Consider the following 21,012-nt stretch of genomic DNA (forward strand, 5'->3'; position numbering starts at 1 on the left):
GAGGTCGCGGTCCAGGTCGATGTCGTCGCTGCCGCCGCGGCGGGGCGAGGCGGGCGGCAGCCTGCCCTCCTCGTCCGTGAGCCCGGCGGCGGCGCCGCGCGGCTCCCGTACGGGCCGCGGGCCGGGGGTCAGTCCGGCGTGAACCCGGCCAGCGGGCTCTCCGCGCACGCGCTCACCGGCGGCCGGTCCAGGTCCCGGCGGCGCGTGAGGGTCACCGGCACCGGGCCCGTCCGCCGTCCGGCGGCCGGTGCGATGCGGTGCGAGTGGTCCTGCGACGGCCGGGGTACCCCGGACCTGTCGCCGGTGCGCGCGGCGAGCAGCTGTTCGCCGTACCCCTGGACGCACTCCGGGTCGGGGCCGTCGAGCGGCAGCCCCGTGAAGAACTTCGCCGCCATGCACCCGCCCTTGCAGGTGTCGTAGAACGAGCACGACGCGCAGGCCCCGCCCGACTGCGGCTCCCGCAGCCGCCGGAACAGCTCCGAGCCGCCCCACACCCCGGCGAACCCGCCGGGCTCCCTGACGTTCCCCGCGAGGAACTCGTCGTGGATGGCGAACGGGCAGGCGTACACGTCGCCCACCGGGTCGATCAGGCACACGACGCGGCCCGCGCCGCACAGGTTGAGGCCCGGCAGCGCCTCGCCGTACGCCGACAGGTGGAAGAACGAGTCGCCCGTCAGCACGCTGTCGCCGTGCGCGCGCAGCCACTCGTACAGCTCCCGCTGCTGTCCGGGCAGCGGGTGCAGCTCGTCCCACACGTCGGCGCCGCGTCCCGAGGGGCGCAGGCGGGTGAGGCGCAGCTGCGCGCCGTAGCGGTCGGCGATGGCCTTGAACGCGTCCATCTGCGGGATGTTGTGCCGGGTGCAGACGACCGACAGCTTGAAGTTCCTCATCCCGGCGTCGCGCAGGTGCGCCATCGCGCGGATCGCGGTGTCGTACGAACCGGCGCCGCGCACATGGTCGTTGACGTCGGCGGTGGCGCCGTCCAGGGAGATCTGCACGTCCAGGTAGTCGTTGGACGCGAGCCTGGCGGCGACCTCGCGGGTGATGCGCACCCCGTTGGTGGAGAACTTGACGCCGACGTGGTGGGCGGTGGCGTAGTCCACCAGCTCCCAGAAGTCGGGGCGGACGGTCGGCTCGCCGCCGCCGATGTTGACGTAGAAGACCTGCATCCGCTCCAGCTCGTCGATGACGGCCCTCGCCTCCGCCGTGGACAGCTCGCGGGGGTCGCGCCGCCCGGAGCTGGACAGGCAGTGGGCGCAGGAGAGGTTGCAGGCGTAGGTGAGTTCCCAGGTCAGGCAGATGGGCGCGTCGAGGCCGTACTCGAACAGGTCCACCAGCCGGGTGGTGCCCGGCGCCGTGGTCACGGGGGCGGTCATGCGGGCGTCCTTTCCACAACCATCGACGACGCGGCGAGCGTCGCGAGGGCGCGGCCGTACCGGGGCAGCTCGGCCTCCGGGATTCCGGCGGCCGCGCAGGCGGCGCGCGCGGTGGGCGCGCCGGCCAGGCCCTGGACCACGGCCAGGAGGCCGCGGTCCTTGAGGAACGAGAGCTTGCGCGTGCCGAAGTGGTACAGCAGCGCGCCGAAGGGTTCCGGCCGCACCGAGACCTGCGGGTGCAGGTCCCAGGCGCGGTCGATGTCCAGCGGGCTCACGGGGCGGCTCAGTAGACGCCGCACATGCCGTCGATCGAGACCTCTTCGACGAGCTCGTCGGCCTCGATCAGCGCTTCGGCGGCGGGGGCGTCCTGGTCGATGGTCGCGACCGCGCCGGGCTGCTCGGGCTGCTCGGGCTGCTCGGACTGCTGGGCGATGGACTCGTTCATACCATGCTCCTTGAGAGGCGTGAGGACGCCTGCCGCACGGTCCGCGGCGGGCCTCCGGCCCGATGATCGCAACAATAATGGCACCCGGTGTCAAATGGAAGAAGGAACCTCCCGTGACCCCATCGGCCGACGTCCCGCAGCCCGCGCCACGCGCCGGGAGGCAGCCCGCGACGTCGGTGGCCGAGATCGGCCACGTCGCGCTCCAGCTCTTCGTCCGCAACGGCTTCGCCGCCACCACCGTGGACGACATAGCCACCGCGTGCGGCATAGGGCGGCGCACGTTCTTCCGGTACTTCCCGTCGAAGAACGACGTGCCCTGGGGCGACTTCGACGCCCTCGTCGAGCGGATGCGCGAGCACCTCGCGGCCACGCCGCCGGATGTCCCGCTGCTCGACGCGCTGCGCGCCGCCGTGATCAGGTTCAACGAGTTCCCGCCCGAGGAGGTCGAGTACCACAGGCGGCGCATGGAGCTGCTGCTCAGCGTGCCGACGCTCGTCGCCCACTCGACGCTGCGGTACGCCGCGTGGCGCCAGGTGATCGCGGAGTACGCGGCGCGCCGCCTCGGCGAGCCGGCGGACGCGCTGCGGCCCCAGGTGATCGCCTGGACGTTCCTCGCCGCGTCGCTGTCGGCGTACGAGGAGTGGCTGCGCCGGGAGGACGCCGACCTGCCGGACCTGTTCGCGTCGGCCTTCGCCGTGCTGGACGAGACGTTCCGCGGCGACGGCGACGGCGACGGCGACGGCGAGGGCGGCGGCCGGTGAACGCGGGGACGGGGCCGCCGCCCGACGTGCTGGTCGTCGGCGCGGGCGGCGCCGGGGCACCGCTGGCCGCGCGGCTGAGCGAGGACCCGGGCCGGCGCGTCCTGCTCGTCGAGGCCGGGGCCGCCCCCCGGCACGCGTCCGACTTCGCGCCCGAACTGCTCGACGCCCGCCTCGTCCCCGGCGCACGCCCCGGCCACCCCGGCAGCGTCCCCTACCCGGCCCACCTGACGCCCGAACGGCCGTACACCGTCGTCCGGGGACGATTCCTCGGCGGCTCGACCACCGTCAACGGCGGGTACTTCATCCGCGCCCGGCGCGCCGACTTCGACCGCTGGGCGGCGGCCGCCGGGCCCGCCTGGTCCTGGGACCGCGTCCTGCCGCCGCTGCGCCGCCTGGAGACCGACCTCGACTTCGGCGCGACGGCCGTCCACGGCGGCGCGGGGCCCGTACGCGTGCGGCGCCCCCGGCTCGACCACCCGGCGGCCGAGGCGTTCCGCGCGGCGGCGGCCGAGCTGGGCCACCCCGAGGAGCCGGACAAGAACGACCAGGGCCCGCCCGGCTTCGGACCCGTGCCCTCCAACGCGGTGGACGGCGTCCGGATCAACACCGCGCTCGCCTACCTGCTCGGCGCCCCGCCCCGGCCGAACCTGACCGTGCTCGGCGGCGCGACCGTGCTGCGCGTCCTGGTCGCCGGCGGGCGCGCCACCGGCGTCGAGATCGCGCGCGGCGACCACCGGGAGATCCTGCGCGCGGGCGAAGTCGTCCTGTGCGCCGGTGCGTTCGCCACGCCGCAGCTCCTCCAGCTGTCCGGCATCGGGCCGCGCGCCGAACTGGAGCGGCACGGCATCCCGGTCGTGCTCGACGCCCCGGGGGTGGGGGCGCGCTTCAGCGACCACCCGCAGATCGTCGTCGAGTGGACCCCGGCGCGCCGCATGCCGCCACCGCGCGACAACTGGCTCGCGGGCGCGCTGCACCTGACGTCCGACGGGGGCGGGGCGGGCGGGGACGTGGAGATCCTCCAGTCGCTCGTCCCGATGGGCGGCCTCGTGGCGGGGGACTACGACCTGCCGGGCGCGCCGCTGCCGTTCCTGGTGTCCGTGCAGACACCGGTCGCGCGCGGCTCGCTGCGCCTCGCGTCGGCGGACCCGGCTGTCACGCCGCGCGTCGACCACGGCTACCTGGCGACGGACGGCGACCGGCGGCGCCTGCGGGAGGCGGTCAGGGCGGCGGCCGGGCTGATCGGGACGCGCGCGTTCCGCTCCCTCGCCGCCGGGCCGCCGGGGCACGGGCCCGACGCGCTGCGCGGCGTGCTGGACGACGACCGCGCGCTGGACGCGTGGGTGCGGAAACGGCTCGGGACCTCGGTCCACGCCTGCGGCACCGTCCCGATGGGGCCGGCGGACGACCCGGGCGCGGTGGTGGACCAGTACGGGCGCGTGCGCGGCGTGCGGGGGCTGCGCGTCGCGGACACGTCGATCCTGCCCACGGCGCCGCTGCGCGGCCCGGCGGCGACGGCCGTGCTGATCGGCGAGGTCGTCGCGCAGGCGATGCGCGGCGGCCCCGGCGCGTGAATCCGCGCCGGGGCCGCCGTCACACGCCGTCCGGCCGGCTCAGAAGTACTGCGCGCCGCCGTCGATGCTGAGGTGCTCCGAGGTGATGTACGCCGACTCGTCCGAGGCGAGGAACGCGACGGTCGCCGCGATCTCCTCGGGCTCGGCCGACCACTTGGGGAGGAACGGCGTGCCCATCTGATTCAGCGGCGGGTTCGTCCGCCCGGCCGCCTCCAGCTCGGACTGCATCGACCCGGAGCCCATCGGGGTGTTGACCCCGCCCGGGTGCACGCTGTTCACCCGGATCTTGTACTTGCCAAGCTCGGCGGCGAACGCCCTGGTCATGCCGGTGACGGCGTGCTTGCTCGCGGTGTAGTGCACCATGAACGGCTGCACCTTCTTGCCCGCGTAGCTGCTGGTCAGGATGATCGAGCCGCCGCCGCCGTCCACGAGGTGCTGGACGCCCGCCATGACGGTGTTCCACACGCCGACGACGTTGATGTCCATGGTGTCCTGGAAGACCTCGGGCGTCGTCTGGTCCCAGGTGGCCGGAACGCAGATGCCCGCGTTCGCCACGATGACGTCGAGCCGTCCCAGCTCGGCCACCGCGCTGTCCACGACGGACCGCATCGACGCCAGGTCGCGGACGTCGGCCCGTTCGGCGACGATCCGGCGGTCCTGGGCCTCGACCAGGCGGACGGTCTCCTCCAGGTCGGCGGGGGTGGGCGAGTCGTAGGGCACGTGCGGCAGCGGCCCCGCGATGTCGATCGCGACGATGTCGGCGCCCTCGCGCGCGAGGCGCACGGCGTGCGCCCGGCCCTGGCCGCGTGCGGCTCCCGTGATGAAGGCGACCTTGCCGGTCAGTCTCCCTGCCATGGTGGTTCCTCTTTCCGTGCCGTGGTGCCGTGGTGCTGTCTTCCTCCGTGCCGTCGCGGGGCGCGCGCCCCGCAGCCACCGGCGGAGCGGTCTCCTCCGGAAACAGGCGCAGCCTACGCGCACCATCGAACACAGAAGCCACACAGTTCCCACCAGACCCGGACACGACCCGGACGGCCCCGTGCCGGTCGTCCGACCGTGCCACGGGGGGTCGCCCGGTCGGCGTACAGGGCGCGGGGCAACGGGCGGGCGGGCGCGTGCCGGCGTCAACCTTTTTGTGGGGAAGACCAGTTCAGGGGGCGTGCCGGGCGCTGCGCCGAAACCGCCGGTGCCCGCCGCCCGTTGCCCCGCGCCCCGCGTGTGACCGTGCGCGGCGGGCCGGAGGGCGGGCTTCCGGTCCTGGGCGCCAACTCCCGCCCAGGGCGGTGGATATCGGGCGAACGGAGCTACGATACGGACGTTCCCCCAGCGGGCCGGGCCCAGCGGGCACCGTCGCCCTCCACGAGAGCGGACCGTACCCATGGCGACACCGACCGACCGCGCCGAACCGGACACGACGCGGGGCCGCCCGCTGCGTGCCGACGCGCGCCGCAACCGCGCGCACATCCTCGACGTCGCGCGCGACGCGTTCGCCACCGAGGGGCTGTCCGTGCCCGTGCAGGAGATCGCGCGCCGCGCGGGCGTGGGGACCGGCACGGTCAGCCGCCACTTCCCCACCAAGGAGGCGCTGTTCGTGGCCGTCCTCGGCGACCGCTTCGCGCGCTACGTCGAGCGCGCCCGCGCCCTCGCGGACGCGGCGGAGCCGGGTGAGGCGTTCCTGGCGTACTTCACGTTCCTCGTGCGGGAGGGCGCGGTCGACCGCGGCCTCGCCGACGCGCTGAAGGGCGCGGGCTTCGACTGCACCACCATCACCGCCGACCCCGACCGCGACGTGCTGGGGTGGCTGTACGAACTGCTCCTGCGCGCACAGCGGTCGGGGGCGGTACGGACCGGCATCGACATGGCCGACATCAACGCCATGCTGATCGGCTGCCTCTCTCGCCCCGACGACGGCGACGGGCGGAGCCGCGTGATCGGGATCGTGACGGCGGGCCTGCGCGCCGCCGGGTGACCCCCGAGGTGAATCGGCCGATTCACCTCGGGGCCCGCCGGGCGCGGCAGGTCGCCGAACGGTTCGGCCTCGGCTGAGCCGCGCCGCCCGGCCGCCTTCCCCCGGCGCGTGACCCACCGCCGGGACGCCCGTCCCGGCCTTACGCAATCGGAACGTAATTTCCTTGCGCCGCTTGCGGGTTGACGGGTCCCCCTGTCAAGACGGCGTGCAAGCGCCAGTTCACGCGGTGGGGCGCGCTTGCGTACCGCCCGCCGCGTCGCGGACACCCGTACCCCGCACCCGTTTTCCCCCGTGCGCGAACGGTGGACAGCCCCGCAGTTGACTGCAACTCTCTGACGGAAATCTGCAAAATCATGTACATGATCACGCACAAAGAGGAAGCGCAGGCAGAACCACGGGGACCACCCGTCACCAGGAGCCGCGACCCCCCGCGCGTCCGCGCCGGGGCCGGAGATTGGGAACCGCATGAGAGGCCAACGATCCAGAGCGCGCGCGCTGACCGCCGCCCTGGTCGCGATGTTCATGGTGCTGACCGGCATGTCGGTCGGCGCCATGACCGCCGCCGCAGCGAACATCGGCGTGGGCAGGACCGCCACCGCCAGCAGCTCCAACAACCCCTACAACGCGCCCAACATCTCGGACGGCGACCAGGCCACCTACTGGGAGAGCGCGGGCGCCGCCTACCCGCAGTGGGCCCAGATCGACCTCGGCGCCACCCACCGCGTCGCCGAAGTCAGGCTCAAGCTCCCCACCCACTGGGAACGCCGCACCCAGACCCTCTCGGTCCTGGGCAGCCTCACCGGCTCCGGCTACACCACCCTCGCCGCCTCGGCCACCCACGTCTTCGACCCCGCCGACGGCAACACGGTGACGATCCCGCTGCACGACGTGCAGACGCGCTACGTCCGCGTCGAGATCACCGACAACACCGGCTGGGGCGCCGCCCAGCTCTCCGAACTGGAGGTCCACTCCTCCGAGGAGTCCGGCGACAACCTGGCCACCGCCGCCACCCTCGCCGCCAGCAGCAGCTCCCAGGGCAACGCCCCCGGCGCCGCCAAGGACGGCGACCGCGCCACCTTCTGGCAGAGCGCCGGCGGCTTCCCGCAGTGGCTGCGCGCCGACCTCGGCTCGTCCCGCTCCGTCAACCGCGTCGTCCTGCGCGTGCCCACCACGTGGAGCGCCCGCACCCAGACGCTGAAGATCCAGGCCAGTGACAACGGCACCACGTTCACCGACCTGACCGCCGAGCAGGGCCAGCGCTTCGACAACGCGAGCGGCGGCAACTCCGTCACCCTCGCGTTCGACAGCACGACCACGCGCTACATCCGCGTCCTCGTCAGCGCCAACACCGGCTACAACGGCGCCCAGATCGGCGAACTGGAGATCTACGGCTCCCCGTCCGGCGACACCCAGGCCCCGACCGCCCCGGGCAACCTCGCGCTGACCGAGCCCTCGCCGGGACAGATCCGCCTCACCTGGTCCGCCTCCACCGACGACACGGGCGTCGCGGGCTACGACATCTACGTCAACGACACGCTGCGCTCCCGCGTCGCCGGGAACGCCACCTCCTACACCGACACCCAGCCGACCGGCACCACGCTGACGTACTACGTCCGCGCGCGCGACGCCGCGGGCAACCAGTCGCCGAACAGCGCCAGCGTCACCCGCCGCGCGAGCGGCTCGGGCGACGCGCGCGAACTGGCCCAGGGCAAGCCGATCACCGCGTCCTCGTACGTCCACACCTTCATCGCCACGAACGCCAACGACGGCGACGTCAACACCTACTGGGAAGGCGGCTCCGGCGCCTGGCCCGGCACCCTGACCGTCCAGCTCGGCCCCGCCGCCGACCTGACGTCGCTGACCGTCCGCCTCAACCCCGGCAACGAGTGGGGCCCGCGCACGCAGCGCTTCGCCGTCCTCGGCCGCGCCACGGCGAACGGCTCCTTCACCACGCTCGTCCCCGCCGCCGACTACGCCTTCTCCCCGGCGACCGGCAACTCCGTCACCGTCCCCGTCAGCGGACGCGCCACGGACGTGCGCCTGTCGTTCACCGCCAACACCGGCGCCCCCGCCGGGCAGGTCGCCGAACTGCTCGTCCACGGCGAACCCGCCCCGGCGCCCGACCTCGACGTCTCGGCCATCACCGCCGACCCCGCGACCCCGCTGGAGTCGGACGACGTCGAACTGACCGCCACCGTGCGGAACACCGGCCCGGTCGCCTCCCCGGCGACGCAGGTCACGTTCCTCGTGGACGACGAGGAGGCGGCCACCGCCACCGTCCCCGCCATCGCGGCCGGCGCCACGGTGAACGTCGGCGCGAGCGTCGGCGAACTCACCGAGGGCTCGCACACGTTGGCCGCCGAGGTGGACCCGGAGAACGCCGTCTCCGAGCAGAACGAGGCCAACAACACCTTCGAACGGCCCGCGCCGCTCGTCGTCGAGCCGGTGCCCAGCTCCGACCTCGTCGTCACGGCCCTCACCTCCGACCCCTCGACGCCCAGCGCCGGGGACCAGGTCACGTTCAGCGCGCGCCTGGAGAACCGCGGCACCCTCGCCTCGGCCGGCGGCGCGCACCCGGTCACGCTGACGCTGGTCAACTCGGACGGCCAGACCGTCCGCACGCAGACCGGCACGTTCACCGGGGCCCTCGCGCCCGGGGCGACGTCAGCCGTCATCAGCCTCGGCAACTGGACGGCCGCCAACGGCAGTTACACGCTGACCGCCGCGGTCGCCGCCGACGCCAACGAGATTCCGGTCAAGCGCCAGAACAACACGACCAGCCGCGCCATCGCGGTCGGCCGCGGCGCGCACATGCCGTACACCACCTACGAGGCGGAGGACGGCAGGACCGGCGGCGGCGCGACCGTCATCGGCCCCAGCCGCGACGTCGGCCACCTCGCGGGCGAGGCCTCGGGCCGCCGCGCCGTCACCCTCGACGCGACCGGCGAATACGTCGAGTTCACCACCCGCGGCGCGACCAACACGCTGGTGACCCGCTTCTCCATCCCGGACGCGCCGGGCGGCGGCGGCATCAACAGCACGATCAACGTCTACGTCAACGGCCAGTTCCGCCAGGCCCTCCCCCTCACCTCGCGCTACGCCTGGCTGTACGGCAACGAGGCGAGCCCCGGTAACTCCCCCTCGGCGGGCGGCCCGCGCCACATCTACGACGAGGCCAACCTGCTGTTCGACCAGACCATCCCGGCCGGCAGCACCATCCGCCTCCAGAAGGACGCGGCCAACACCTCCCAGTACACGTTCGACTTCATCGACACGGAGCAGGTCTCCGTCCTCCCCAACCCCGACCCGGCCCGCTACGTGACCCCCGCCGGCTTCGGCCACCAGGACGTGCAGAACGCCCTGGACCGCGTCCGGATGGACACCACGGGCACCCTCACCGGCGTCTACCTGCCGCCGGGCGACTACCAGACGTCCAGCAAGTTCCAGGTCTACGGCAAGCCGGTCCAGGTCGTCGGCGCTGGTGTCTGGTACACGCGCTTCCACGCGCCCTCCGGGCAGTCCAACACCGACATCGGCTTCCGGGCCGAACAGCAGGCGGCGGGCTCGCGGTTCGCGCACTTCGCCTACTTCGGCAACTACGACTCCCGCATCGACGGTCCCGGCAAGGTCTTCGACTTCTCCAACGTCGCGGACATCGAGATCGACGACATCTGGAACGAGCACATGGTCTGCCTCTACTGGGGCGCCAACACCGACCGCGTCACCATCAGCAACTCCCGCATCCGCAACATGTTCGCCGACGGCGTCAACATGACCAACGGCAGCACGCACAACCACGTCACCAACAACGACGCGCGCGCCACCGGTGACGACAGCTTCGCGCTCTTCTCGGCGATCGACGCGGGCGGCGCCGACGAGCACAGCAACGTGTACGAGAACCTCACGTCCACGCTGACCTGGCGCGCGGCCGGCATCGCCGTCTACGGCGGCTACGACAACGTGTTCCGCAACATCCGCGTCGCCGACACCCTGGTCTACTCGGGCATCACCATCAGCTCGCTGGACTTCGGCTACCCGATGAACGGCTTCGGCACCACCCCGACCCGCTTCGAGAACATCACCATCGAACGGGCCGGCGGCCACTTCTGGGGCGACCAGGTCTTCCCCGGCATCTGGCTGTTCTCGGCGTCGAAGGTCTTCCAGGGCATCAGGATCAGTGACGTGGACATCATCGACCCCACGTACGTCGGCATCATGTTCCAGACCAACTACGTGGGCGGCCAGCCGCAGAACCCGGTGACGGACACGGTCCTCACGGACGTCACCATCACCGGCGCCCGGCGCAGCGGCGACCGCTACGACCACAAGTCGGGCATCGGGGTCTGGGCGAACGAGATGCCGGAGCCCGGCCAGGGCCCGGCGGTCGGCTCGGCCACGTTCGACAACCTGACGCTGAGCGGCAACGCGGAGAACTTCCGCAACACCACCAGCACCTTCCGCTTCATCGTCAACGACTAGCGCCACCCGCCCCACCCGAACCACCCAGGCGGGGCCGCCCCACGCGGGCGGCCCCGCCGCACGCCGTACCTTCGCCCCGGTGTCGCCGTCCGGCCGCCCGCCGGACGCCGTGCCGCCGACCGACACCCGTGGAATACGACGATGGGGAACACTTCCGCACACCGGCACCCGCCGTCAGGGATGCCCGAGGGGATCGTCCTGCTCCGGACCCCCGACGGCTGGCGGCACAGCATCCTCACCCCCGAGGGCGGCATGGCCTCCGGCCGCCTCGCCCGCGCCCTCGCCGACACCGACCCGGACGCCGCCCGCGGCGCGGCGACCGCCCTCGTCGTGGAACTGGCCAGGGACCTGCACGGCACCGACGTCGAGGTCCGCTGGGACCCGCCCGGCACGGCCGACGTGTGGACCGGCAGCGTCCACCCCCGCCCGTAAACCCGTTGCGCCGCCCCGGCACGTGGGACAGCATCGCCGGATGCCCGCCCCCTCCGTGCCCCCCGCGCCCCGCGACGGCCGCGCCGGGATCGACGCCGCGCTCGTACGCCGCCTGGTCGCCGCCCAGTTCCCGCAGTGGGCCGGCCTGCCCGTGACACCGGTCGCGGCCGACGGCTGGGACAACCGCACCTACCGCCTCGGCGACCGCATGACCGCGCGCCTGCCCACCGCCGCCGGATACGCCCTCGCCGTCGGCAAGGAGAACCGCTGGCTGCCCTTCCTCGCGCCGCGACTCCCGCTGCCCATCCCACGGGTCCTCGGCCAGGGCCGCCCCGGCGAGGGCTACGCGTACGACTGGTCGGTCCGCGGCTGGCTGGACGGCGAGACCGCGCGGCCGGAACGCATCGGCGACCTCACCGCGTTCGCCCTGGACATCGCGGGCTTCATCACCGCGCTCCAGAAGGCCGACACGGCGGACGGCGGCCCCGGCCACGGCGCCCACAGCTTCTGGCGCGGCGGCCCGCCCGGCCACTACGACGACGGGACGCGCCGCGCCCTGACGGCGCTCGACGGGGTGATCGACACCGTTCACGCCCGCGCCGTGTGGGAGAAGGCACTGGCCACCCCGTTCGACGGCACGCCCGTCTGGTTCCACGGCGACATCGCGTTCGGCAACCTGCTGGTACGCGACGGACGCCTCGCCGCCGTCATCGACTTCGGCACCGCGGGCGTCGGCGACCCGGCGTGTGACCTGGTCATCGCGTGGACGCTCTTCCACGGCGCGTCACGCGCGGCCTTCCGCGAAGCCGTCGCCCAGGACCCCGGCACCTGGGCACGCGCACGCGGCTGGGCACTCTGGAAGGCCCTGATCCTCCTGGCGGCCGACCCCACGGACACCGAACAGGCCCGCGTGATCGAGGAAGTGCTCACCGACACACCCTGACCACGCCGAGCCGCATGCGAGCTTCACCATTCCGGGGGACAGAGCGACGCAATGATGTCGGCACTTGCTCGCTTCTGCACGCAATCTCCCCCTGTGGGAGTACTCGCTGATGCTCCTGAGCCCGCTGCACCATGTCTGTCTGCGGCGGCTGGACATCCGGGGAACGCATGCGCCGCGCCATTCCGTCGAGCAGTTCATCTATCGAACCCACAAGCACAAATGGAGTCAGGCGTGGGGCGACAAAGAGGTGTACGCCCCCGACGACATCCGGCACGATCCGAAACCGGTGATGAACGCCACCCTGGCGGGTATGGACGAAAAGTACGATCGGGTGGTACGCGTTTTCGTTGCCGAGTGCCGCATGATCGTGGGGGGAGGAGATGTATGGGTACCGCCGCAGCTTCCAGCGACGCAGGAGGCGTTCGACGGGATGGAGGACTACCCGTGAGCAGTCCTGAGTTTGTCGATCGTCGGCTCGCTGACGTGCTGAAGTGCTGGCACATGGCGCCAGGTGGACGCCCGGGGTCGGTGGCGCTCACCGGGCGGCAGTACTTCGCCGACGGTGACGGCGTCACGGTGCTGATCCGTGTGTCCGGCGACGAGGCGCTGGCGAGCGACGGCGGCACGACGGCGGTCCGCCTGGGGGACGCGGGGGTCGATGTCTACGGAGGTACCCGCGCCGCAGGCGCCTGGGAGAGCATCCTCAAGTCCTTCGACCTCCGGGAACTCGACGGCCGGATCGTCGGCCGACGACCTCTTGCCCAAGCTGATGCCCTGGCCGCCGACGTAGCGAGCGCGATGCTGACCGCGGACGGACTGCGCTGGATGGCCAGCCCACCGAGGGACAGCCAGCTTGTGCGGCAGCTCTACGAATTTCTCGATCACGCTCACCTCTCCTATACGCCCCGGCCGACGGTCACTCTGCCCCGTGGTTCCGTCGTGCGTCCGACCGCGCGGGTGGACGCCCCTGACAGATCGGTCCTCGTGCAGGTGGCGGGGGCAACGGAACAAAGCATCGAACACGCGCTGTCCGTCGTTCAGCGCGTTCACCGGGCGCATTACCGGTTCGACCAGCGGCTCGTTCTGCTGAAAGGCGGACCCGAGGACTGGACAGGGGACCACCTCGATCTCCTCGCCGAACACTCACCCGTCGCTTTCTCGCGCCGGATGGCACAGGTGGACGGTTTCTTGAGGCGCAACGAGACGCTTCCCCCGCCGATTTCCTGAAGCCGTTCTCGCGCGGACACTACGCCGCCGGTCGCAGAACGCAGACGGAACTTCCGGCCCAGCCGTCAGGCGAGGTGGTCGGCCACGGCGGCCAGCCAGGCGTCGGGCTGGTCGACGTGCGCCATATGGCCCGCCTCCTCCAGGATCACGCCGCGTGCCGAGGGGATCAGCCGCACCGTCTCCTCGACCAGCGACGCCGGGAACACCAAGTCCTGCCGCCCGTGCAGCAGGAGCAGGGGGACGCCGAGGGCGGCGAGGCGTGCGGCGGCGTCGGGGACGCGGGGGCCGGGGAGTGTGCCCGCGCGCAGGGGGCGCAGCCATTCGGCGGAGAAGCGCACGCCGTCCAGCAGCCGCAGGTAGTGGGGGAGCGCGTCGGCGCGCCAGACGTTCGCGCGGGCGCCCGCGACGGCCGCCGCGCGCGTGCGGGCGGGGCCGGACAGCGACGGGTCGGCCCACACGGCGGCCTCGGCGGCGCGCTCGGGCAGGTCCCCGTACGCGGCGGGCGGTACCGGCAGGACGCTGCTCGACGCGACGACCAGCCGCCGTACGCGCTCCGGCGCCGCCAGGGCGAGGCGCTGGGCGAGCAGGCCGCCGTAGGAGAAGCCGAGGACATCGACGGGTTCCGTGCCGAGGGTGCCGAGCAGCGTGACGAGGTCGGCTGTCGCGGCGGCGGGGGAGTACGCGTCGTCGGGCAGGCCGCGCGTCGAGCGCCCGCAGCCGCGCAGGTCGGGGAGGACGAGGCGGTGGCGCCCGGCGAGGTGGGCGAGGGGTTCGCGCAGGTAGGTGTGGTCCCAGTCGGGGCCGCCGTGGATCACCAGCAGCGTGCGCCCGGGGGGCCCGTCGCTGCGGGCGACGAACAGCCGCACATCCGGATCGGAGGAGACGGTGACATGGCTCTCGGCGAACACCGGCCCAGTCTTCCACCGCCGGGACGGTCGCCACGGAGCTGGGTCCGCCCACTCCCGCGCGAACGGCGCGGGACGAGGAGCATGGCGCCTCGGGCGACGGCCGCTCCCTCCCACGAGCGGAGTGCCCCGGGGCCGCAGCGGCCGATCCCCGCGTCACCGCACGCCGGTCCGGCAACAGCGGGCGGTGGGGCCGCCGATGAGATGACCGGCGGGGTGCCCTATCCGGCCAGCGGGGTGGTGCGGACAGCGGTGTGGCGGAACAACTGACGTGAGATGAACGTGAGTTGAGCGGCTGCGGCGTGATCCGCAGGGCGGCTTGTCCGTGCGCTTGCCTCAACTCCCTTGAGGGGTAGCGTCCTGAGTGCCATTCGCTGGAACACCGTGAGGGACCATCATGAATCCGTTCCTGTCCGCCGCCGAAGGCACGGCCGTCTGATGGACGACGCGCAGAGCATCGGCCAGCGCATGCGGGACGCGCGGCTCAGGCTGGGACTGACGCAGGCCGATGTCGCCGCCGCGCTCGGCTACACCCAGGGCTGGGTCTCCAAGGCCGAGAAGGGCCGCATCGAGCTGGACCGCACGAGCATGATCAACGCGGTCGCCAGCGTGCTGCACATCCATCCCAACGAGCTGATCGAACGCCCCTACCGCACCACCGCGTCCGCCAACCAGTGGCGCGTCTCGGCGGCGTCGATCATAAGAGAACTGCGCCGCTACGACCTCGCGCCCGTCTTCGACGGCACGCCGCGCCCCGCGCCGGTGCTGTGGGCCGAGACCCGCGGGCTGCACAGCCTGCGCGACGACGCGAAGAACACGTCGATCCTCGCCCTCCTGCCCGACCTGCTCCGCGAGGCCCGCGCCCTCGTGGAGGTGTCGCGGGGGCGGCAGCGCGAGGAGGCGTTCGGTGTCTACGCGGTCGTCTGCAAGTTCGGCCACACCGCCGCGCACGCGCTCGGGCACCCCGAACTGGTCACGATGACCTGCGAACGCGCGGCCTGGGCCGCCGACCGGTCGGGCGACGAGCTGCTGCCCGCCGTCGCCGACTGGATGCGGGTGTGGGACATGTGGGCCACCGCCGACTGGGACGACGCGATGGCACTGTCCGACAAGGCGCTGCACCGCGTCGAACCGCTCTACGGGCGCGGCGATCCGGCGGCCGTGCGCGTGTGGGGCTCGCTCCAGCTGCGCGCCGCCGTCTCCGCCGCCCGCGCCTCCCGGGCCGGGGAGGCGCGGCACCGCGTCGCGCAGGCGCACGAGGCGGCCGGGCGGCTCGGCGGCGCGCTCCTCCCGTTCGACCGGCACAGCCTGACGTTCAGCCGGGGCAACGTGGCGATTCACGCCGTCAACGTCGAGCTGGAGATGAGCCACCAGTCCGAAGCCCTGCGCCTGCACCGCGAGATGGAACCTGGCGCGCTGGAGTCGCTGCCGCGCTCCCGGCGGGGCCACTACCGTCTCGACCTTGCGCGCGCGTACCTGTGGTCGGGCGAACGCGACCGGGCGCTGCACGAGTTGGAGATCGCCGAGGCGACGGCGCCGCAGCTGATCCGCAACCACCCGATCGCGCGCGCCACGCTGCGCCGCATCAGGAGCGCCGGACGCGCGGGGGTCTCCGAACGTCTCCGGCGGATGTCGTCAAGGTTCCACCTGGACGACTGACCTGCGGATATTCCCGCCGTTCATATTGGGCCGCACACGCGCCACTACTTTCTGTGGTCAGTCGATCACCGATCATGGCGGGGGTGCCAGGTGCGTTCCCAAGTCTCTCTCCCCGACTGGCTGCCGTATGACGGCCGTGTGCGGGCACGGCCGCTCGGCGAGTGGTTCGACGCCGTGCGGGTGCCGGAGTTCCAGGGCCTCTACGCGTTCACGAGGCTCCGGTCCGCCGGCCGGGGCGGTCCTGTGGTGGAGGACCGCGTGCGCCATGTCCTCCACTGGCTCGTCCCGCCCGGCACGGCGGGCCGCCGCGACTGGCCGCCGGGGGTCCGGGCGCTCGGCCGGGGCAACATCCTCGCCGTGCCGCCCGCCGACCGCGTCGGCCAGCCGTGGACCGGGGAGGGCGAGGCGCAGTGGCTGGTGTACCGGCCGTCGGGGCGGTGCCTCACCGATCCCGACGCGCTGTACGCGGCGCTGACGCGGGTGTTCGGGGCGGTGGAGTCGTGTGGCTGACCGGTACCGCCCGCTGGTGCTGACGCCCGCGCCGGTACGGGACCCCGATCCCGAGATCACGGTGATAACCGGACGCGGGCTGCCACCCGTGGTGGAGCGCATACGGTGCTGCTACTGCATGCGTTCCACCCCGGTCAGGACCGAGCACGCCTGCGAGCAGCGCCCCCGTCCCCGCGGTCTGGCGGTCGAGGAGGCGGTGGACCGTGCGGCGGGGTGAGCGGCAGGACGGCGACCTGGCGCAGGAGCATTTGGTATACCGGGTGGGCCTGGATCGCTGATGCCTTCCCCTCCCAGCTGATGCGATGGCCATCGCGCTCCCTGGGGGATCGGCATCTGGTATGCCAAGTGTTAGGGTCGCCTCGTCTCCGCCCCCGGACCACCGGACGCGCGGAGCGGCCCGCACCCCCATCCGCAGGAGGCCCGCATGCGCACCCGCCGACGCGGCGGCACGGCCGCGCCCGCCCGCCCGGCCTGTCGGTGAGACGCCGTGCCGGACACGCCCGCCGGCCAGGCCCCCGAGCCTGGCGCCGCCTCCCACGCCGACCACGCGGAACGGACCCTCCGCGCCGCCATCCTCTCCGGCACCTACCCGCCCGGCACCCGCCTGCGGGAACGCGACCTGTCCGACACCCTGGGCTTCTCCCGCATCCCGGTCCGCGAGGCGCTGACCCGGCTGGCGGGGGAGGGTCTGGTGGAGATCTCACCCCGGCGCGGCGCCTCGGTCCGGAACCTGTCGCTGCGCGACGTCGCCGAACTCTTCGACCTGCGCCTCAGCCTTGAGGTCTTCGCCGCGCGCCGCGCCGCCGAGGCCCGCGGGCGCGGCGCGGGCGGCGAGCGGCTGCGCGAGGCCATGGAGGCGGCGGAGGACGCCACCCGGCGCGGCGACGCGCGGGACATCCCGGCCGCCAACACCGCCCTGCACGCGGAGATCGTCGCCACCACGGGGAACCGGCTGCTGTGCAACGCCCTCCAGCCGTCCCTCGGTCTCATGCAGTGGGTGTTCACGCTCACCGGCGGACGCGACCCGCGTGTCCAGTGCGCCGAGCACCGGGACATCTGCGCCGCCATCCACGCGGGCAAGGCCGACCTGGCGGGCGCGCTGGCGTACGCCCACATCGAACGGGGCCGGGAACCGTCGCTCGCCACCCTGACCGGTGTCCTCCCGCCCGGCTGACCCCGCCCCCCGTCCCGCCACCTTCCGCGCCCCCGTCCGCGCCCCCTTCCACAAGGAGAGAACCACCCGTGCTCGTCACCGACGTCCGCCCCTGGGGCGGCGACCCCAGCGACATCGAGATCCAGGACGGCCGCATCAGCGCCCTCCACCCGCACGACCCGGCGCGCCGGGAAGGCCGGGAGACCGTGGAGGGCCGCGGCCGGATCGCGCTGCCGTCGTTCTCCGACGTGCACTGCCACCTCGACTCCACCCGCATCGGCCTGCCCTTCCGCCCCCACACCGGCGCCCCCGGCGTCTGGGGCATGACGATGAACGACCGCGCGCACTGGCGCGAGGACCCGTGGACCGTCGCCGAACGCGCCACCCACACCCTCGGCCGCATGATCGAACGCGGCACGACCCGCGTCCGCAGCTACGCCCAGATAGACGCCGACTGCGGCCTGGAGCGCTTCGAGGGCGTCCTCGCCGCGAAGGAGGCGCACGCCGGCCGCTGCGAGGTGGAGATCATGGCCTTCCCCCAGGCCGGTCTGCTGCGCGAGAAGGGCGTGCTTGAGCTGATGGACCGGGCGCTCGCCTCGGGCGCGGCCGTCGTCGGCGGCATCGACCCCTGCACGCTGGACCGCGACCCCGTGCGGCACCTGGACATCGTCTTCGGCCTCGCCGAGAAGCACCGGGCGCCGGTGGACATCCACCTGCACGAGCCGGCGCACCTCGGCGTCTTCAGCGTGGACCTGATCCTGGAGCGCGTGCGCGCCCTCGGCATGGCCGGGCAGGTGACGATCTCCCACGCCTACGACCTCGGCGGCGTGGACGAGGCGACGACGCGGCGGCTCACCGAGGAGTTCGCCGAGCTCGACATCGCCATGGCCACCGTCGCCCCGGCGCAGACGCGCGCCCTGCCGCTCGCCGGACTGACGGAGGCGGGCGTGCGCGTCGGCCTCGGCGAGGACGGGCAGCGCGACTTCTGGTCGCCCTACGGCAACGGCGACATGCTCGACCGCACCTGGCAGCTCGCCTTCACCCACCGCTACCGGGCGGACGACCTGATCGAGCACTGCGTCGCCGTCGCCACCCGCGGCGGCGCGTCGATCCTGCACGCGGACCTGCCGCGCCTCGCGTCCGTCGCCGACCGCCCCGGCGTGGCCGTGGGCGACGAGGCGGACCTGCTGCTGGTGGACGGGGACACGGTCACCTCGGCCGTCATGGACCGGGGCACGGACCGCACCGTCCTGCGGGCCGGGCGCGTCGTCGCCGACGGGCTGGCGCTGGTCTGACCCGCGCGCGCCGGGCCCCGCCCGGGGCCCCGGCGACAGCGCCGGCTCCGGCGGTGGTTCCGACGCCGGCTCCGGCGGTGGTTGCGCCGACCGCCCGGACAGATCAACCAGTGACTTACGGTAATCGTTCATGGCTTCACCGTAAGCGCTACGTAGCCGGATGGGTATCGCTCGAACGGGTGAACCCAGCCGGCCGCCGCCCCCGTCAGTCGCCCTTCGGCTGCGGGCTCCAGCAGCGGGTGGCGACGCCGATCGCGTTCCACGTGTTGATCGCGATCACCAGCGCGATCAGCGCCGCCGTCTCCTCCTCCGAGAACTCCGCCAGCGCGCCCGTCACGACGGACGACGGGACGTGCGTCTCGCTCAGCCGCGTCACCGACTCGGTCAGCGCCAGCGCCGCCCGCTCCCGCGCCGTGAAGAACGGCGAGTCCTCCCATATCGCGACCGCGTGCACTCGCTGGTCCGTCGCCCCCGCATCCCGGGCAGCGGCGGTGTGGACATCGACGCAGTACGCGCACCCGTTGAGCTGCGAAGCCCGCAGCCGCACGAACTCGCGCAGCTGCGCGTCGATCCCCGCCCGGTCGAGTTCGGCCGTGGCGCCGTCGTCCAGCGCGCTCACCGCCCGCGAGAAGACGGGTGCCAGGGCGTCGAAGTCGAGACGCCGGGGGATCGGGACGTAGGTACGGGTGGCCGGTGTGGTGGTGGTGCCTGTGTTCATGCCGCCGACGCTACGTCCCGATCGGCCCGGGTCTACAGTGCAATGCCATGCCGGAAAAATGGGCCAATCCGTCAGGACTCGACCTCCACCTCCAGCTCCACCTGGAAAAGTCCCCCACCCGCCCCGCGCGGGCGCTGGAGCACGCCCTCCGCGCCGCCATGGCCGACGGCCGCCTCACCCCCGGCACCCGCCTCCCCGCCTCCCGCACCCTCGCCGCCGACCTCGGCGTGGCCCGCAACACCGTCGCCGACGTGTACGCCCAGCTCGTCGCCGAAGGCTGGTGCGAAGCACGCGTCGGCGCCGGCACCTGGGTCGGCGAACGCGCCGGACATCCCCGCCCCGCCGCGCGGCGCCCCGCCCCCGGCACCCCGCCGCTCGACCTGCGCTGCGGCATCCCCGACGTCAGCGGCTTCCCCCGCCGCGCCTGGGCCACGGCGGCCCGCACGGCCGTCACCCGCGCCCCCGACGCCGATCTCGGCTACCCGCCCACGCAGGGCACCGCCACCCTCCGGCGCGTCCTCGCCGACTACCTGGCCCGCACCCGCGGCGTGCACGGCGACCCGGAGCACGTCCTCGTCACCCGCGGCTTCGGCGACCTCCTCGCCCACGTCTGCCGCACGCTCCGCACCCGCGGCGTACGCCGGATCGCCGTCGAGGAGTACGGCCACGAACGGCACCGCCGGATCATCACCGCGGCGGGCCTCACCCCCGTGCCGCTCCCGGTGGACGAGGGCGGCGCCGTCGTCGCGGCACTCCCCGGCACCGGCGCGGGCGCCGTCCTGCTCACCGCCGCGCACCAGTTCCCCACCGGCGTGCCCCTGGAGGCGGCGCGCCGCGTCGAGGCCGTGCGCTGGGCCGAACGGACCGGCGGGCTGGTCGTCGAGGACGACTACGACGGCGAGTTCCGCTACGACCGGCGCGGCATCGGCGCCCTCCAGGCCCTCGCGCCCGAGCACGTGCTCTACGCCGGAACGGCCAGCAAGGCCCTCGCCCCCGCCGTCGGCCTCGCCTGGGCGATGGTGCCGGACGGCTTCCTGCCCGCCCTCCTCGACACCATGGCGTCGGCCGGCGGCGGCGCGGACGCGCTGCACCAGCTGACGCTCGCCGTCTTCATGGCGGAGCACCACTACGACCGCAACGTCCGCCGCCTCCGCGCCCACTACCGCGCCCGCCGCGAACGGCTCGCCGCCCTCGTCGCGGACGCCCTGCCCGGCTGCCGCGTCACCGGCCTCGCCGCCGGGCTGCACTGCCTCCTCGAACTGCCGCCCGGCACACCCGAGGAGCGCGTCGAACGGGCCGCCCGCGAACGGGGGCTGCTGCTCGAAGGACTCCGCACCTTCGCCGCCGCCCCCCGCCGCGCCGCCCGCCGCCCGGCCCTCGCCATCGGCTACGGGGCACCCCGCGCGCAGCGGTACGAGGCGGCGCTCGCCGCGACCGTCGAAGCGGTCACCGCCGCCACCCGCCCCGGCGCCTGACCCGCCGCCCGCCCCCCGGCACGACGCCGGCCCGCCCACACCGCTGACCCGGCGGGCCCGGACGAGCCCCCGGACGAGCCCCCGGAGAAGCCACCAA

The 21,012-nt window shown here is 73.7% G+C and carries 20 protein-coding genes; 14 read left to right on the forward strand and 6 right to left on the reverse strand.

Annotated elements, in window-relative coordinates; genetic code table 11:
• Positions 1 to 128: 128 nt before the first annotated feature.
• Genes mftC through mftA form a run of 3 tightly spaced genes read right to left on the reverse strand, consistent with a single transcriptional unit; the run spans position 129 to position 1,821 of the window.
• Positions 129 to 1,376: a mycofactocin radical SAM maturase gene (gene mftC / locus ACL02R_RS25470; RefSeq protein WP_412799305.1), complete on the reverse strand. Its 1,248-nt coding sequence runs from the start codon at positions 1,374 to 1,376 to the stop codon at positions 129 to 131.
• Entirely contained in the window at positions 1,373 to 1,651 is a 279-nt protein-coding gene (mftB, locus tag ACL02R_RS25475; protein WP_398840633.1) for a mycofactocin biosynthesis chaperone MftB, read from the reverse strand. The genes mftC and mftB overlap by 4 nt, the downstream gene beginning before the upstream one ends.
• 8 nt (positions 1,652 to 1,659) lie before the next feature.
• Positions 1,660 to 1,821: a mycofactocin precursor MftA gene (gene mftA, locus ACL02R_RS25480; RefSeq protein WP_412799306.1), complete on the reverse strand. Its 162-nt coding sequence runs from the start codon at positions 1,819 to 1,821 to the stop codon at positions 1,660 to 1,662.
• Between the two features lie 113 nt (positions 1,822 to 1,934).
• On the opposite strand from mftA, the gene mftR reads away from it, so the two are divergent.
• Both mftR and mftG read left to right on the forward strand, forming a co-directional pair.
• Positions 1,935 to 2,582, forward strand: coding sequence for a mycofactocin system transcriptional regulator (gene mftR, locus ACL02R_RS25485; RefSeq protein ID WP_412799307.1), 648 nt, complete (start codon positions 1,935 to 1,937; stop codon positions 2,580 to 2,582).
• Positions 2,579 to 4,153 carry a mycofactocin system GMC family oxidoreductase MftG gene (gene mftG, locus ACL02R_RS25490; RefSeq protein ID WP_412799308.1) on the forward strand — a complete coding sequence of 525 codons (1,575 nt, stop codon included), beginning with the start codon at positions 2,579 to 2,581 and terminating at the stop codon, positions 4,151 to 4,153. Before mftR ends, mftG begins: the two co-directional genes overlap by 4 nt.
• Positions 4,154 to 4,192: 39 nt before the next feature.
• Here mftG and ACL02R_RS25495 read toward each other — a convergent pair whose 3' ends face one another.
• Positions 4,193 to 5,008: a mycofactocin-coupled SDR family oxidoreductase gene (locus ACL02R_RS25495; RefSeq protein ID WP_412799309.1), complete on the reverse strand. Its 816-nt coding sequence runs from the start codon at positions 5,006 to 5,008 to the stop codon at positions 4,193 to 4,195.
• A gap of 520 nt (positions 5,009 to 5,528) precedes the next feature.
• Between ACL02R_RS25495 and ACL02R_RS25500 the strand changes: the two genes are divergently transcribed.
• The 6 genes from ACL02R_RS25500 (at position 5,529) to ACL02R_RS25525 (ending at position 13,200) form a co-directional block, all read left to right on the forward strand.
• The gene (locus ACL02R_RS25500) at positions 5,529 to 6,119 is read left to right on the forward strand and encodes a TetR/AcrR family transcriptional regulator (protein ID WP_412799310.1); all 591 of its coding nucleotides are present in this window, start codon (positions 5,529 to 5,531) and stop codon (positions 6,117 to 6,119) included.
• Between the two features lie 465 nt (positions 6,120 to 6,584).
• Complete coding sequence (locus ACL02R_RS25505; RefSeq protein ID WP_412799311.1) at positions 6,585 to 10,598, forward strand: discoidin domain-containing protein; 4,014 nt, start codon at positions 6,585 to 6,587, stop codon at positions 10,596 to 10,598.
• Between the two features lie 141 nt (positions 10,599 to 10,739).
• Positions 10,740 to 11,030 (forward strand): hypothetical protein, encoded by a 291-nt coding sequence (locus ACL02R_RS25510; RefSeq protein WP_412799312.1) that lies wholly within the window; start codon positions 10,740 to 10,742, stop codon positions 11,028 to 11,030.
• Between the two features lie 40 nt (positions 11,031 to 11,070).
• Positions 11,071 to 11,973, forward strand: a complete 903-nt coding sequence (locus tag ACL02R_RS25515) for an aminoglycoside phosphotransferase family protein (RefSeq protein ID WP_412799313.1) — start codon at positions 11,071 to 11,073, stop codon at positions 11,971 to 11,973.
• 109 nt (positions 11,974 to 12,082) lie between these two features.
• Positions 12,083 to 12,421 (forward strand): hypothetical protein, encoded by a 339-nt coding sequence (locus ACL02R_RS25520; RefSeq protein WP_412799314.1) that lies wholly within the window; start codon positions 12,083 to 12,085, stop codon positions 12,419 to 12,421.
• Positions 12,418 to 13,200, forward strand: coding sequence for a hypothetical protein (locus ACL02R_RS25525; RefSeq protein ID WP_412799315.1), 783 nt, complete (start codon positions 12,418 to 12,420; stop codon positions 13,198 to 13,200). The genes ACL02R_RS25520 and ACL02R_RS25525 overlap by 4 nt, the downstream gene beginning before the upstream one ends.
• 65 nt (positions 13,201 to 13,265) lie before the next feature.
• Here the strand turns inward: ACL02R_RS25525 and ACL02R_RS25530 are convergent, their stop codons facing one another.
• Positions 13,266 to 14,108: an alpha/beta fold hydrolase gene (locus ACL02R_RS25530; protein ID WP_412799316.1), complete on the reverse strand. Its 843-nt coding sequence runs from the start codon at positions 14,106 to 14,108 to the stop codon at positions 13,266 to 13,268.
• A gap of 432 nt (positions 14,109 to 14,540) precedes the next feature.
• Here ACL02R_RS25530 and ACL02R_RS25535 point away from each other — a divergent pair, with 432 nt between their 5' ends.
• The 5 genes from ACL02R_RS25535 to ACL02R_RS25555 all read left to right on the forward strand — a co-directional run bounded on the left by ACL02R_RS25535 (position 14,541) and on the right by ACL02R_RS25555 (position 18,722).
• Positions 14,541 to 15,764, forward strand: a complete 1,224-nt coding sequence (locus tag ACL02R_RS25535; protein ID WP_412799337.1) for a helix-turn-helix domain-containing protein — start codon at positions 14,541 to 14,543, stop codon at positions 15,762 to 15,764.
• 138 nt (positions 15,765 to 15,902) lie between these two features.
• A complete protein-coding gene (locus tag ACL02R_RS25540; protein WP_412799317.1) occupies positions 15,903 to 16,274 on the forward strand; it encodes a hypothetical protein in 372 nt (123 codons plus the stop codon).
• Entirely contained in the window at positions 16,267 to 16,491 is a 225-nt protein-coding gene (locus ACL02R_RS25545) for a hypothetical protein (protein ID WP_412799318.1), read from the forward strand. The genes ACL02R_RS25540 and ACL02R_RS25545 overlap by 8 nt, the downstream gene beginning before the upstream one ends.
• A gap of 270 nt (positions 16,492 to 16,761) precedes the next feature.
• Positions 16,762 to 17,448: a GntR family transcriptional regulator gene (locus tag ACL02R_RS25550; RefSeq protein WP_412799319.1), complete on the forward strand. Its 687-nt coding sequence runs from the start codon at positions 16,762 to 16,764 to the stop codon at positions 17,446 to 17,448.
• A 68-nt stretch (positions 17,449 to 17,516) separates the two neighbouring features.
• A complete protein-coding gene (locus ACL02R_RS25555; RefSeq protein ID WP_412799320.1) occupies positions 17,517 to 18,722 on the forward strand; it encodes an amidohydrolase family protein in 1,206 nt (401 codons plus the stop codon).
• A 205-nt stretch (positions 18,723 to 18,927) separates the two neighbouring features.
• Here ACL02R_RS25555 and ACL02R_RS25560 read toward each other — a convergent pair whose 3' ends face one another.
• Entirely contained in the window at positions 18,928 to 19,440 is a 513-nt protein-coding gene (locus ACL02R_RS25560) for a carboxymuconolactone decarboxylase family protein (RefSeq protein ID WP_412799321.1), read from the reverse strand.
• A 47-nt stretch (positions 19,441 to 19,487) separates the two neighbouring features.
• Here ACL02R_RS25560 and ACL02R_RS25565 point away from each other — a divergent pair, with 47 nt between their 5' ends.
• Positions 19,488 to 20,915 carry a PLP-dependent aminotransferase family protein gene (locus tag ACL02R_RS25565; RefSeq protein ID WP_412799322.1) on the forward strand — a complete coding sequence of 476 codons (1,428 nt, stop codon included), beginning with the start codon at positions 19,488 to 19,490 and terminating at the stop codon, positions 20,913 to 20,915.
• Positions 20,916 to 21,012 lie beyond the last annotated feature (97 nt).

It is taken from the genome of Streptomyces sp. MS19 (assembly GCF_047200595.1).
In the GTDB taxonomy this organism is placed as follows: Bacteria; Actinomycetota; Actinomycetes; order Streptomycetales; family Streptomycetaceae; genus Streptomyces.